This window comes from Streptomyces sp. NPDC056296, assembly GCF_042268605.1.
Taxonomy (GTDB): domain Bacteria; phylum Actinomycetota; class Actinomycetes; order Streptomycetales; family Streptomycetaceae; genus Streptomyces.
Window position 1 is genome coordinate 1 of record NZ_JBHJRX010000109.1, and the last position, 14033, is coordinate 14033.

The window sequence follows — 14033 nt, forward strand, 5'->3', positions numbered from 1 at the left end:
CCTCCGGAACATCGCTGGTCTTCAAACTCCAGTCCGCCGTGGCCACGTCGCACACCTCCGAGATCAAAGTGTTGCGACGACCAGTTGAATCCACCTTGGGCGCCCCTGTCCGTGTGGAAGATGACGCCGTCCACGTAGCCGCCGCGGGTGGCGACGGCCATCTCGATCGCGTCGGTGACCAGCGAGGTGCGCATGTGGTCGGCGATCGACCAGCCGACCACGCGGCGTGAGCAGTTGTCGATGACCGTAGCCAGATACAGCCAGGTGGAGCCGACGGCTATGTAGGTGATGTCACCGCACCACTTGGCATTCAGGGCATCCGCACTGAAGTCGCGCATCACCAGGTCCGGGGCGGGAGGCGCAGTCTTGTCCGCGATCGTGGTGCGCTTCTTGCGCCGCAGGTGGCGGCCGACGATGTGGTTGATGCGCATCAGCCGGGCCACCCGCTTGCGGTTGATCCTCCGACCGCGCAAGCCGAGTTCGGCGTGCACGCGCGGGGCGCCGTAGGCACCGTGGTGTTCGGCGTGGACGGCGCGGATCTCCGCGACCGCCAGCTCCTCGGCCGCCTGGCGCTCGACGCGGGCCGACGCGGTGGCCTGATGCCGGTAAAAACCGGAGCGGGACACCCCAAGAACCCGGCACAGCCGCTGGACACCGAAGTCGGCACAGTGGTCGGAGATGAAGTCCCAGCGGCGGGTCTTCACTTCACCTCCCGAGCGAAATAGGCGGCTGCCCGGCGCAGGATCTCTCGCTCCAGCTGCCACTCCTTCTCCGCCTTGAGCAGGCGGGCGTTCTCGGCCCGCAGCCGGGCCAGTTCCTCGGCGGGACTCTGGCCGGCCCCGCCCCCGTGGTGCTCGGACGTGTGCTGGGCGGTGTCCTTGCGGACCCACGTGCGCAGCGTCTCCCCCGTGATCCCGAGTTCCGCGGCCACCGCCGCGTACGTGCGCTTGCCACCGGCGGCTCGGTACAACGCGACGGCGTCCTTCCGAAACTCCTCCGGGTACGGAGACTTGCGTCCCACCTGGACATCCCTTCTCGGACCTTCAAGATCCATTGTCAGGGTGTCCACACCAAAGGGTCAGCCTCACTCACGGATCTGCACCTCGACCGCGTCCACGGCCGAGCCCTTCGCCGGCCGCTCGTACTTCGGCGGCCGGCCGTTCGCCAGGGCCCGCTTGACCGTGTCCGGCATTCATCGGCCGGGCAGCAGCCCCCGGCCTAAGATCGCGCTCAGTTGCACGGTCCGTACGGCGCGCTCGCTCCTGAACTGTTTGGCAGAGCACGGACATTCGATGGCGCGCGGCCAGGACCTCGCGAAGCCGCTCGATCTCCATCCGCTGGGCGGCGATCTGCGACAGGGCCCGCTCCCTGAAGTCAGTGAGACCATCAATCTGCGCGTCACGCGCGGCGAGGCGTTCCTTCAGCCCGGAGACCTGTTCCCTGAGGCGCTCGATCTGTGCCACCCGCGGGTCCGGAATCACGCCCGTTTCCCGAAGCTCGGACTGTCTGCATGGCACGACCGCTACACAGAACCACGTTGGGCGAATTCTCAGGACCAGGAGGGGAGTGCGTCGGCTCGGCACGGCACCGCGCGCACTTCGGATCCCAGGTCCGGGAGCAGTGACACCATCACCTGCGCGATCCCGATGAACTCGTCGGTGCTTGATCCCTGTGGCTCGCAACAAGTGCGGTGCGATTGGAGGGTTGCTCACCACAGAGCATGACGCGACGGCAGTCGTCCGGCGAGGTGTTCGGTGGCTGAACGCAGGTGACTCAGCGGAACGGTCTCCTGGATGACGCCGAGACGGTACGCCTCGGCGGCGGTCACCGGGGCGCGTCGTACCGCGTGCGTCAGTCTCCACCGGGCGAGCCTGGCGCCCGGTCCATAGTCGTCCGGGACGGTGGGCGAAGCCCACCTGGCCTCGAAGAAGACCGCCCTTTCGGCGGCGATGACCAGGTCCGCATCCTGTAGAAGGTGGAATGCCTCGCGGCATGCGATCCCGTTGACAGCGACGATCAGGCGTTTGTCGAGGCCGCACTGCTTGGGGCTGATGGAATGGGGGACCGTTGAGCGGCCGAAGCCTATGCTGAAAGCCTCGGGCCCCGCGCCGGTGAGCACCACCGTGTGTACATGAGGCTCGGCCGACACGTGTGCCCAGAGCTTGGAGAGCTGTTCGGCTGTCGCCGTGTTTATGGCGTTGAGGGCGTCGCGACGGTTGAGGGTCACCCACGCGACGTTCCCGCGCTGGTGGTATAGGACCGTGCTCCCGAATGCCTCGTGGTGCGGGGTGACGTCGGGGTGTGGGGTGGGGCAGTTGTCGAAGGTCATGATCCCTCCTTGTGGATGCCGTTGGGGTAATCGGCGGTTCTCGGCCAGCAGGCCCTTGGTGCCGACCGTCGCCGGGAGGGGCGATGAGGTCGTTGCCCGGCCGAGGGGTGCCTTTCCGTCTCCGTTCGGGCGAAGACGGTCGCCGGGCCTGTGCTGCCGCAGGGGCGAGTGTCAGTACCCGCGGTTGATCCAGTCCTGCAGGTGCGGAGCTTCGGCTGCGATCGTGGTTGTCTCACCGTGCCCGGGACGGACGCAGGTCTCAGGGGGCAGGGTGAGGAGTTCGTCGCGGACGGAGCGGATGATGGTGGGGAAGCTGGAGTAGGAGCGGCCTGTGGCACCGGGGCCGCCCGCGAAGAGGGTGTCGCCCGTGAAGACGGTGTTCAGGTCGGGGGCGTGGAGACTGATGGCGCCGGGGGCATGGCCGGGTGTGTGCAATACGACCAGTTCGGTGCCGGCCACCGTGAGGCGGCGTCGGTCCGAGAGGTATCCGTCAGGAGTCCGTTCCGGGTGGGTCGCCTTCCAAAGGATGCGGTCGTCGAGGTGGAGCAGGATGGGAGCGCCGGTGCGCGCCGCGACGTCGGGGGCTGCGTTGATGTGGTCGTTGTGGGCGTGGGTGCACACGATGGCGGTCAGTCGGCGGTCGCCGACCGCGGCTGTGATGGCGTCCGCGTCGTGTGCCGCGTCGATGACGAGGGCCTCGTCGTCGTCGCCGACGACCCAGACGTTGTTGTCCACCTCCCAGGTTCCGCCGTCCAGGGAAAACGTGCCTGAAGTGATCAACCGCTCCACCCGCGGGCCGGCGGTCACAGGACGACCACCGAACGGAGCACGTCGCCGTGGTGCATCTTCTCGAAGGCGGTCTCGACGTCGGCGAGGCCGATCTCCTCGGACACGAACCTGTCCAGGGGTAGCCGGCCCTGCAGGTACAGGTCGACCAGCAGGGGGAAGTCCCGTTCCGGCAGGCAGTCTCCGTACCAGGAGGACTTGAGCTGACCTCCGCGGCCGAAGTACTCGATGAGCGGGATCTCGGGAGCCGACAGATCCGGTGTGGGAACGCCCACCAGGACGAGTGTGCCCGCGAGGTCGCGGGCGTAGAACGCCTGTTTCCAGGTCTCCGGTCGTCCGACGGCGTCGATGACCACGTCGGCGCCGAAGCCGCCGGTCAGCTCCTTGATGGCGGCGACCGGGTCCGTGGTGCGCGCGTTGACGGTGTGGGTGGCCCCGAAGTCCTTGGCCCAGTTCAGCTTCCGGTCGTCCATGTCGACGGCGATGACGGTCGTCGCGCCGGCGAGTACGGCGCCCGCCACAGCGGCGTCTCCGACCCCGCCGCATCCGATGACGGCCACCGCGTCCCCGCGTGTGACGCCGCCGGTGTTGATGGCGGCGCCCAGGCCCGCCATCACTCCGCAGCCCAGCAGGCCCGCTGTCTGAGCTTTCGCGGCCGGGTCGACCTTCGTGCACTGGCCCGCGGCCACCAGGGTCTTCTCGGCGAAGGCTCCGATACCGAGGGCGGGAGTGAGTTCCTGGCCGGACTCCAGTGTCATCTTCTGGCGGGCATTGTGTGTGGCGAAGCAGTACCAGGGCCTGCCCCGCTTGCAGGCACGGCAGCGTCCGCACACCGCACGCCAGTTCAGCACCACGAAGTCACCGGGTTCGACTTCGGTGACACCTTCGCCGACGGACTCCACGACGCCGGCCGCTTCGTGTCCGAGGAGGAAGGGGAAGTCGTCGTTGATCCCGCCTTCCCGGTAGTGCAGATCGGTGTGGCAGACACCGCACGCCTGTACGGCGACGACTGCCTCACCAGGTCCTGGGTCCGGTATCACGACCGTCTCGACGGAGACGGGCTTCCCTTTGGCAAGGGCCACTACAGCGTTGACCTTCTGGGGCATTTCCTCATCCTTGTGATTGACATGTACGGCTTCGCAGCTCGCAGCGCCGGCGAGTGCGCCGCCGCCCGGGCAACGGGTGCGAGCAGAAGCGTGTGGGTGCGGGACCGGGGCCCTATTGCTCCGGAGCGGGAACACCAGGCGGTGACAGGTGCCGTCCGAGGTCTCGTGCGGAGCCGTTGCGCGGCGTAGGCTCCCGCACATGAAGATTGATCCCCAGCGCATCATTCGGCTGGCGGTTCTGGTTCAGTACGGCAGTTTCGGGCGGGCGGCGGAGCACCTCGGGGTGACGCAGTCCGCGCTCTCCCAGAGCATCGGCCAGGTCGAGCGGGAGATCGGCCACAAAGTGGTCGAGCGGACCGCTCAGGGGGTCGTCCCCACCGCGTACGGCCGTGCGTTGTGCGAGCACGCCAGGACCATCGACCGTGAACTGGCCCGGGCCGAACGCCGGATCCGGGACCTGGCCACCGGCCACGACGAGGCGCTGGCCGTGGGTACGACGACGGGCGGCGCAGCCTCGCTCGCCGCGTCGGCGGTGTGCCGGCTGATGGAGAGCCGCCCTGGACTCGACATCCGCCTGCACGAGGACGTCTCGGCCATGGCGCTGCTGTCCCAGCTGCGGGACCGGAAGATCGACATGGTGATCTGCCACCGGCCCGCCGAGGACGCGCTGAAGGGTCTGCGGGCCTCGCCGCTCTTCCGGGCGCGGAGGGTGGCCTGTGTCCGGGCCGGACACCCGGTGTCCGAGAAGGCGTCCCTGCGCGACCTCACGCAGTACCCGTTCGTCTGCCCGCCCGACGAGCTCGGCCTGCTCTTCAGCTTTCCGCAGATCTTCTCCCGCGTCGGACACCGACTGCCCCGCATCGTCGCCGCCGACTCGATCCACATCGCCAAGGAGATCGTCCTGGGCTCCGACGCCTTCGCGCTCTTCTCCGACGTCTCGGTCTTGAACGAACGCAAGGCGGGCCTCCTCAAAGCCCTGGAGCTCAACGTACCGACGGGGTACTGGATGCAGACGGTCGTCCGGGACGACCTGACGGAGACCGGACCGATGGAGGAGTTCCTCTCCCACGTGTCGGCTGCCTGCCGTGCCCTCGGAATCGGTACCGGTGACGAGACGCCGTGGCACGAAGCTGACCGGTGCGGTCCGGTTCATGACGCGGTGACCACCGTTCCGTCGTAGCGGTTCAGGCGCTCCGCCCCGTTCTCGGTGATCATGTAGGTGTCCGCCCGCATCAGCGAGAAGCACTCCGGATCGGCGAGGACGGGATGGAAGATGAGAGTCATCCCCTCTTCGAGCCGAAACGGCATCGAGGGATCGTGCCGGGGTTCCTCCAGTGCCATCCCGCAGAAGTGGCCCAGAGACAACGAGGTCATCTTGTGCCCCCGTTCTGCCAGGAATCCCTCGACGCGCGCGGCGACTTCGGTCAGGTCCGCACCCGGTCGCATCAGCGGCTGTGCCGCGCGCTTGGCCTCCACCACGTCGTGATAGCCGCGCAGGAGCCGCTCGTCGTCCCGTCGGGTCGTCGCCGGGATGGTGAGCTGCGAGTAGTACCCCTCGTAGCGGGGCGAGATCTCGATCAGGTAGCGGCTGTCCGCCTCGACGAGTTCCGGGTTGGCCACCGACTGCATGGGCCGGCCCCGGAACGGCAGCTTGAGGAGAAGGTGGAATCCGCCCTCGGATCCCTCCCGGCGCGCCAGGTGGTCGATGTCGGCGACGACGTCGCGGTTGGCACGGCCGACCCGGAACAGATCGGGCACCTGCTCCCAGACGGCGTCCGCGATCCGGCAGCTCTCCCTGACGAGAGCGAGCTCGTATGCCGACTTGCGTAGACGGAGCCGTCCGACGGCGGCCGAGACGTCGACCAGGGAGACGGGGGAGGGGCCCTCACCGAGCGCGGCGGCCAGGGACCAGGAGAAGGTGCCGGATTCCGCTATGCCGAGTCGTCGGGGACGTCGGCGGGAGATCCGCTCCGCCAGAAGACGGTCACTGAAACCGTTCACCAGCTCGATGGGAAGGTCCTGTGCGGCATAATGCTCCGCCACGGGCCTGCCGATACGTTCCGAGATCAGCTCGATGCGGCCATCGCGGTCCAGCAGGGCGGCCGCAGGGCCGCCGACGGGAATGTACCCAGTGAGCCATCGCTGGGCGCCCGCCTGGATCTCGTCTCGAGAACGGTCGACCGCGACGAGCGCGTCCAGCTCATGCTCGTCCATCAGCCGGCGGACACGTGCCCACCTGGCGAAGGCTTCGTCTCGGTTCATCATGGGGCTTGCTCCTTGCGTTCCGGGGGCGTGCGCATCAGCACATGTCCTTGAGCGGAAGCGTCACGTCGGCGAGCAGGGACGGGGCGATCCGCGCGGCCTGTGCGACGAGCCGTCTGCCCTGGACGAAGTCCTTGGTGGTGTTGACGCAGTCGAGTGCGACGACCCGGCCGCCCTTGAGGTAGACGACGGAGAACCGGCGCGTGGACGGGTCACCTCGGACCACCGTGTCGTCGTGTCCGGCGGACAGGCCCACGGTCTGCAGCCGCAGGTCGTACTGCTGGGACCAGAACCACGGGACCGCGTCATAGGCGGTTGCCGTGCCGGTCAGCGTCTTGGCCACGACGGCGGCCTGCTCGCCCGCGTTCTGCACGGACTCGAGACGGATGAGGGCTCCGTCTGCGTAACGGTTTTCGTGCACCGAGCAGTCGCCGACGGCGTAGACGTCGGTCAGGCTGGTCCGGCACTGCCCGTCGACCTCGACGCCGCGCTGGTCGCCGGCGGCGCCCGCGGTCAGCAGCGGTTCCACCGCGGGGACGATGCCGATACCGACGACAACCAGGTCGCAGTCGAGGACCCGCCCGCCGCGCATTCTTACGCCGACCACCCGCCCGGCGCGTTCCTCCACACGGTCGACGACCGCGCCGAGGCGGATCTCGACACCGTGGGCGCGGTGCTCACGCTCGTAGAAGCGGGACAGTGGTTCCCCCGCGACTCGGGCCAGGACCCGGTCCTCGGCCTCCAGGACCGTCACGGCTTTGCCCGCCTTGTTGAGGACCGCGGCTGTCTCCAGGCCGATGTAGCCACCGCCGATCACCACGACCCGCGAGACGGTGTCGAGCCGGGCGCGTATACGGTCGGCGTCCGCCTTGGTCCGTACCGTGTGGACACCGTCGAGATCGTGTCCGTCGCAGGCGAGCGTCCGCGGTGCTCCTCCGCCGGCCCAGACGAGAGAGCCGTACTCGAACTCCGTACCGTCGGCCGAACGCACCCGGTGGCCGACGGCGTCGACGCGCGTCACACGACGACCGCCGAGTACCGCGATCTTCCGGTCCTCCCAGAACGAGGCCGGCCGGATCAGCAGGCGCGTGAAGTCCTTCTCGCCGGACAGGTAGTCCTTCGAGAGCGGTGGGCGCTCGTACGGCGGCTCCGCCTCGTCGCCGAGCAGTGCGACGGATCCCTCGAATCCGGACTGCCGCAGTGCGATGGCGGTCTGCGCGCCGCCGTGCCCCGCTCCGACGATCACTACGTCGTACCGGGCCGGGAGGTCTGGCCCTGCGGCCGTACCGGTGGTCGGTTCCATGCTCAGTCCTCCGGCGCGATCGTCACCGGCAGCCCGTCCAGCGAGTCGTCGAACGGCAGCTGGCAGGAGAGGCGCGACGTGGGCCGACGATGCTCGGAACTGTCGAGCAGGTCGTTCTCGTCCTCGCTCATGGCCGGCAGGCGGTCGGCGAACTCCGGATCCACGTAGACGTGGCAGGTGGCGCAGGAACAGCAGCCGCCGCACAGTGCGAGGAGCTCGTCGACTCCCGCTTCGCGGATGACCTCCATCGTCGAGAGGCCCACCAGGGCGTCGACGGTCCTGGTCTCGCCCTCACGGGTCGTGACGATCAGTTTCGGCATCGTTGTCTCCTCTGACAGAGGTGGGCGCCCGGCTGGACGGACTGGAGCTGCGGACGGAGTGATTCACAGGTGAATTGCGCACCTGCGCCTATTGCATCCGTTCTGGACGACTGAATTAAGCGTCTCAGTGCTGGAACTCTAAGATGGGCTCGGACGGGCGGGCAAGTGAATCAGGAAAAACTGATGCGACCATTAGGTGCTTTGGGGAGCCCGTTCGGTGCCTGTTGTCTGGGCAACTAGAAAAGCGACGGGGCCGTCCGATGCGGACGGCCCCGTCGCTTTTTGTGTTGACGGGTTTCAGGGTTGGGCGCGCAGCGGACGGAGCGCGGACTCAACCCGTTGCAGTTCGTCGAGCATCGCTTCGGCGGCTCGTTCTGTGACGACGGTGGCATCGAAGCGTGAACCGTCCCCGGAAAGCAGTTCTGAGTGAAAGGGAATGGTTACCGACTCGAAAACTGGCTGTGTCCGGAGGGTCGTGACCACCTGCTTGAGCTGTTGTACGGCTCGGGTTCCGCCGGCCACCCCGCCGTAGGACACGAAGCCGACCGGCTTGTACCGTCACTCGTCGTGCAGGTAGTCAAGGGCATTCTTCAGCGCCGCCGGGTATCCGTAGTTGTATTCCGGTGTTACGACTACGAACGCGTCGCTCGTGTCGACGAGTGAACTCCACGCTTTGGTGTGCTCGTGGACATAGCGGCGCAGCCTCGGGTGGTGGGGTTCGTCGAGCAGAGGGAGGTCGATCTCGGCCAGATCGGCCATTCGTACCTGGAATTTCCCGTGAGCACTGGCACGTTCGCGAAACCACTGGGCTATGGGCAGGCCGGCCCGCCCGGGGCGCGTGGACCCTACTATTACCGTCAGGACGGGCCTTGCGTCGTTGCTCTCGTGATTCATCGGGCCACTCCCTCCTTTCCACTGCCCGCCCACGGAAAGAGCGCCGTCGCGTTTCCCTGGCGGATCGCGGCGTGCTCGTGCACGGCCAATGCCGAGTGAGTGTCGAGCGTCGCCGTGAACTCCTCGACCGCTCCGCCGGGTGCATAGGGGAAGTCGCTCCCGTAGAGGATGCGCGCCGGGTCGGCGAACGAGGTGAGGCTCACCATCGCCGACGGCCCCGAGGACAGAGCCGTGTCGAAGTAGAAGCGCCTGAAGGCTGCATGCACGGTGCCGTGGTCGGCGCCTCCCGGCAGGGTGCCGGCGCAGGCCACGAAGCGTTGGACCGCGAAGGGTAGGAAGCCGCCGGCATGGGAGAGGATGACCCGTACCCTCCGGTGCCGGTCGAGCACCCCCTTGAGGACCATGTCGACGGCCGTGCGGGTGGTGGCGAAGGGGAAGTCCACGAAGGGCGCGGGAATACCGTCGAGGTCCGACAGCGAGGTACGTGTGGGGTGGACGAAGACCACGGCCTGCCGACGGTCGAGCTCCGCCCACAACGGTTCGAACTCCTTGCTGCCGAGGAAACGGTCGCCGTAGTTGGAGTAGAGCACCACGCCGTCGGCCTTCAGGACGTCGAGGGCGTGGGCCGTCTCATCGAGGGCCGCGTCCACGTCGGGCAGGGGCAACGTGGCGAAGTGACCGAACCGGCCCGGCCAAGCCGTCACAAGGTCGGCCGTGTAGACGTTGACCTGGCGTGCCACGGCGGGGCGCTCGCCGCGCGGCCAGGACGACAGCCCCGGAGCGGTCAGCGACAGTACACCCGTCGCGATACGGCGTTCGTCCATGAACGCGATGGCCTGCTCGGGCGACCATTGGGGCGGGCGGTGACCTGACCCCAGCCTCTGCAGGCCCTCCACCCAGAAGGGTGGAACCACATGCTGGTGGACGTCGATCCTGCCGGGTGCGTTCATGTGCGGTCCTTCTCTGCGTCGCGCGCGGTGAGGCGCACGGGAAGGTGTTCGAAGCCGAACTCGTTGAACGTGCCGCCCGACAGCCGGACCAACGCGCTGTCGGAGTCGAGTGCGACCGAGGCGACGCCCCGCGAGAACACCCGCAGGGCGGTAGCGGCCTCCAGTCTGGCCAGCCAGCTGCCCAGGCAGACGTGGATGCCGCGGCCGAAGGAAAGATTCGTCCGCCGCTCCAGGTCCGGGTCGAACACCTCGGGGTTCTCGAAGAACTCCGGGTCACGGTTGGCGGACGCCAGCAGCAGGCGCACTACCGAACCCGCGGGAATCGTCTCTCCCGCGATCACGGCATCGCGCGTGGTCACGCGGACATTGCGGTGGAAGGAGGGCCTGGTGCGCAGGACCTCCTCCATGAAGGCGGCGACGAACTGCTCCTCCTCCCGCATACGGACCAGGTCCCCGGGACGCCGGCTCAGCATGTACACCGAGTTGCCGATCAGGTTGGTGGTGGTGGAGTGGCCGGCGATGAACAGCATGACGGCGAAGTTGGCGCATTCCTCCTCCGTCAGCTCGCCCCGACCCAGCATGTCGGCCAGTGCCGCGACGACGCGGTTGTCGGCGTAGTGACGACCACGGATGAGGTCGGCCATGAAGGCGACGAGCGCGTCGTTGGCCTCCCGCGACTCGGCCGAGGGTTCCCGCTGCAGACGGATCGACAGCACGTAGTCCTGTTGCAGGCGGGTGAGCTGTCGCAGACGTTCGACCTCGTCCACGGAGATGCCCAGGATCAGCCCGATGGTCGTCATCGTCAGCGGCGCGGCGAAGTCGGTGATGACGTCGCACAGCCCCTTCGTACGCGCGGCATCCAGCAGGTCCGCGGCCTTGCGCTCGATCGCCGGCTCCATGGGCGCGACCGCGGCCTGGGTGAACATGTGGGCCACCATCTTGCGCAGTCGTCCGTGGTCCGGCGGGTCCTGGAAGAGCATGATGGGCAGCGGTGTCGTGCGGCTGGAGAAGGTGCCGGGGTCCAGCAGCACCTTCTGGATGTCCCGGCGGCGGCTGAGTACCCAGCACGGCTGGTCACCGAAGCTTGTCCGGTACACAGGCCGCTGCTCGCGCAGCAGAGGATAGTAGGGGTAGGGGTCCTTCTGGATCTCGGGATCATCAGGGCGGAACCGGTCGACCGAAACCGCCGCACCCTGATGTGTGGCGGCTTCCTCGACGCGATACGTGGTGTTGCTCATCGGATGCGTCGCCTCAGGAGTTCGCGGGCGTCACGCCGGCGTCCACGGCGGCGGCCACGGATTCGGCATCGGGTGCGGCCTCGAACATGGGGAGCTTCGCACCGGGGGACCGCTGCCACGACTTCAGCGGGCGCTCCTCGCGCAGGGCCTTGAGCTCACGTGACCAGATCCGACGCAGCAGCCCGAGCGCCCGGTCGGACTGGCCGAGGTTCTCGGCCTTCCTGTCGGCGACGAGTCCCTGCCCGGCCATGGCGACGGTGTCCTGGATCACCGGGAGCAGCGGATGGGTCTGGTCGATCTCCTCCAGGGTGTACTCGCCGGCAAGGATGCGCTCGGCGATCACCGTGGGGTCGATCATCTCCTTCTCGCTCTCGCGGGCGGCGGGGTCGTAGTTCTTGACGCGGTCGATCATCACGCTCAGTGTGCTGACGTCGTCGATGGGCACCCGCCACGCTGCGTGGATCGCGAGGTTGTCCTTGTCCTGACCGATCGCGGCCTCCCGCAGGAAGGCGTTCGGCATGTGCAGGTGGGTGTGGAACTTGCTGCCGTCGGAGCGGGCCGTGGTGCACACCAGCCCGTAGTCGGTCTCCTTCGCGGTGATGCGCGGCAGGTCGACGAGGCCGAAGCTCGCCATGAACTCCCGGTGCACGTAGTAGATGTGCACCTCGTCGACGTCGTTCTCGACGCGCTGGAAGTAGTTGTAGGGCAGCGTGACGCTCATCGAGACGAGCTCGCCCGCGTCCTCGTCCTCCAGTTCGGGATACCGGACGAACTCGGGCGCCTCACCCCCGCCGAGGTAGGCGAACACCACGCCGAGGTACTCCCGCACCGGATGGGCGTCCAGGCGGATGCTCCGCTCGTACGTGGCGGTCTCCGCGGGGAACTCGACACCGGCGCCGTCGCCGGAGAACTTCCAGCCGTGGTACCGGCAGCGGATGCAGTTCCCCTCCACCCATCCGTAGGCGAGGCTGGTACCGCGGTGCGGGCACCGGTCCTGCACCATCTGCATCTCGCCCTCGTCGCCTCGGTAGAGCGTGTAGTGGTTGCCCAGGATCTTGATCCGCTTCGCCGTCCCGGGAACGTAGTCCCGGGACAGGGCCACCGGCTGCCAGAACTGCGCGAGGTAGCGGCCGGCATCGGCGTTCCCGTCGATGGCGGAGAACTCGTCCAGGGGGTGGTCCTGCTGCGTCTCGGCGTTCACTGTGAACTCCCTCTCCGGGTCTTCTTCGATATGCGTGGGTCGTTGTGCCGGACTCGTCGGCACAGAGCCGAGGTACGGGGCGGCGGGCGCCTGGGGCGACGAGCCGGTGGAGCGGCTCCGGGACCGCGGTGACGCGGCCTGGTCAGCGAGGCCACAGGACGGGGAAGTCCTCCCCGGCCAAAGCGTCGCCGTCGTCGAGCCGGGTCTTGAACTCGACAGTGGAGAAGGGCCGGTTGATCCATGTGGTGTCGTCGCCCGCGAATCGAACGGTGTGCACCCGTCGCCGGGTCCCCTCCGTACTGTTGGGGCCCGCCTTGTGCAGCGTCCGCAGGTGGTGGAAGACCACGTCTCCCGGCTTGGTGGCGAACGCCACGGTGGGGTATCGCTCCGGATCCGCGTCCAGGTCCGGTGCCGGACCGTCGTACGACTCGCCGGACCGGTACGTGCCGGGATCCTCGAACGCCTCCGGCCGGTAGAGCTTGCCCCAGCGGTGCGAACCCAGCCCGTACGACATGGCGCCCGATGCCTCGTTCGCCGGGTCCAGCGGGATCCACGCCGAGCACAGGTTGAGCCCGTCGATCAGGAAGTACGGCAAATCCTGGTGCCAGGGAGTCGGCTCCGGTGCGGAGGGCTCCTTCACGAACATCGAGTCGTTGTACATCCGTACCACGCGGCTGCCCATCACCACTGCCGCGGCCTCCGCGATGCGTGACCCGAATGCGAAGTCACGGAAACCTTCGTGGCGCGTCCACAGGCGCGTCGCCTTGATGTACGTGGCCGCCGGCCCACTCCGCTCGGCGTGCGCCTCGTTGATCGCGACCTCCACGCCCTCGCGCAGCGCCGCCAGAGTCTTCTCGTCCAGCAGACCGCGCAGGCACACCACGCCGTTCTCCGCGAAAGCCCGCGTCACTTCCGGACCGAGCTTGTCGTACTCCAAGGATGCGGCATCTGTTGTCAGCATCGAAATAGCTCCTCGGCTGTTGTGAGTTATTTCCAGAGATGTGCTGTGGACTCTGAGGGCCTCGCCATAACAATCCGGTGAGCACCTGACCGCGCGCTGACCGCATTCTTTTCGTCTGCTGCGCGAGGTGACGTCCGTGTTTCCAGGGGGTTACCGAGACCTTAAGCGCGTCGCCCCGGTTCGCACAAGAAATGTTCGCAAAACTGATGCGCTCATTAGCTTCGTAGTCGGACTCGCTCATTCTCCCTGTTCAGCGCAGGTACGGAGGGCTGCGCGTCCGTAGGGCGCGGCCCCGCGACGCACCCACTCGGCGTGTTGGTCATGTCGTGTCAACCGGTCGAGGGGTGCCGCGCCCAGTGTGCGCGAGATCCGCAGGAAAGCTCGAAGCATATTTCGTGCGCCGCCTCTTTCCTGCCCCGTAGATCTCTGTTAGCGTCCCCGGCCAGAAGTTGGCGTTGACACTCGAATCTGATGCTCTTCAATCGCCAACGTTGGTTACCTGTCTTCCCGCGACCTGCTGATGCCGGCTGGCGGCGCCTGGATATCTTCTGAACGCACCCGCCGTTATGTGCCCGCCCTCGCAGCGTTGCCCGACTGGCTGTTTTTCGTTCTGAGTGGTTCGTTTTCTTGTCCGTCTGTGTGGAGGGAAGGTGTTGGTGTTGGTGTGCATGCCGGTTGTGGGG

11 protein-coding genes and 2 pseudogenes are annotated in these 14033 nt (G+C 67.5%); 1 reads left to right on the top strand and 12 read right to left on the bottom strand.

Annotation, left to right across the window (positions count from 1 at the left end; genetic code table 11):
* Positions 1–95 precede the first annotated feature (95 nt).
* The 4 genes and pseudogenes from ACFCZF_RS39900 to ACFCZF_RS39915 all read right to left on the bottom strand — a co-directional run.
* Positions 96–1021 (bottom strand): annotated as a pseudogene (locus ACFCZF_RS39900) (IS3 family transposase); the annotation flags it as partial.
* A 687-nt stretch (positions 1022–1708) separates the two neighbouring features.
* Complete coding sequence (locus tag ACFCZF_RS39905) at positions 1709–2329, bottom strand: enoyl-CoA hydratase/isomerase family protein (RefSeq protein ID WP_376675833.1); 621 nt, start codon at positions 2327–2329, stop codon at positions 1709–1711.
* Positions 2330–2500: 171 nt separating this feature from the next.
* Positions 2501–3109: an MBL fold metallo-hydrolase gene (locus tag ACFCZF_RS39910; protein ID WP_376675834.1), complete on the bottom strand. Its 609-nt coding sequence runs from the start codon at positions 3107–3109 to the stop codon at positions 2501–2503.
* Positions 3110–3132: 23 nt separating this feature from the next.
* The gene (locus tag ACFCZF_RS39915) at positions 3133–4221 is read right to left on the bottom strand and encodes an S-(hydroxymethyl)mycothiol dehydrogenase (RefSeq protein WP_376675835.1); all 1089 of its coding nucleotides are present in this window, start codon (positions 4219–4221) and stop codon (positions 3133–3135) included.
* A 199-nt stretch (positions 4222–4420) separates the two neighbouring features.
* Between ACFCZF_RS39915 and ACFCZF_RS39920 the strand changes: the two genes are divergently transcribed.
* Complete coding sequence (locus ACFCZF_RS39920; RefSeq protein WP_376675836.1) at positions 4421–5401, top strand: LysR family transcriptional regulator; 981 nt, start codon at positions 4421–4423, stop codon at positions 5399–5401.
* Here ACFCZF_RS39920 and ACFCZF_RS39925 read toward each other — a convergent pair.
* The 8 genes and pseudogenes from ACFCZF_RS39925 to ACFCZF_RS39960 all read right to left on the bottom strand — a co-directional run bounded on the left by ACFCZF_RS39925 (position 5371) and on the right by ACFCZF_RS39960 (position 13350).
* Entirely contained in the window at positions 5371–6486 is a 1116-nt protein-coding gene (locus tag ACFCZF_RS39925; RefSeq protein WP_376675837.1) for a M24 family metallopeptidase, read from the bottom strand. The two genes, ACFCZF_RS39920 and ACFCZF_RS39925, sit on opposite strands and share 31 nt — an antisense overlap.
* Positions 6487–6520: 34 nt before the next feature.
* Positions 6521–7786 carry an NAD(P)/FAD-dependent oxidoreductase gene (locus tag ACFCZF_RS39930; protein WP_376675838.1) on the bottom strand — a complete coding sequence of 422 codons (1266 nt, stop codon included), beginning with the start codon at positions 7784–7786 and terminating at the stop codon, positions 6521–6523.
* A 2-nt stretch (positions 7787–7788) separates the two neighbouring features.
* The gene (locus ACFCZF_RS39935) at positions 7789–8106 is read right to left on the bottom strand and encodes a 2Fe-2S iron-sulfur cluster-binding protein (RefSeq protein ID WP_376675839.1); all 318 of its coding nucleotides are present in this window, start codon (positions 8104–8106) and stop codon (positions 7789–7791) included.
* 297 nt (positions 8107–8403) lie between these two features.
* Positions 8404–9000: pseudogene (locus tag ACFCZF_RS39940) on the bottom strand (NADPH-dependent FMN reductase).
* Positions 8997–9950: an amidohydrolase family protein gene (locus ACFCZF_RS39945; protein ID WP_376675840.1), complete on the bottom strand. Its 954-nt coding sequence runs from the start codon at positions 9948–9950 to the stop codon at positions 8997–8999. The pseudogene ACFCZF_RS39940 and the gene ACFCZF_RS39945 overlap by 4 nt, the downstream one beginning before the upstream one ends.
* Complete coding sequence (locus ACFCZF_RS39950) at positions 9947–11188, bottom strand: cytochrome P450 (RefSeq protein WP_376675841.1); 1242 nt, start codon at positions 11186–11188, stop codon at positions 9947–9949. Before ACFCZF_RS39950 ends, ACFCZF_RS39945 begins: the two co-directional genes overlap by 4 nt.
* 13 nt (positions 11189–11201) lie before the next feature.
* Entirely contained in the window at positions 11202–12389 is a 1188-nt protein-coding gene (locus ACFCZF_RS39955; protein ID WP_376675842.1) for a Rieske 2Fe-2S domain-containing protein, read from the bottom strand.
* A 142-nt stretch (positions 12390–12531) separates the two neighbouring features.
* The gene (locus tag ACFCZF_RS39960; protein WP_376675843.1) at positions 12532–13350 is read right to left on the bottom strand and encodes a phytanoyl-CoA dioxygenase family protein; all 819 of its coding nucleotides are present in this window, start codon (positions 13348–13350) and stop codon (positions 12532–12534) included.
* Between the last annotated feature and the right edge of the window lie 683 nt (positions 13351–14033).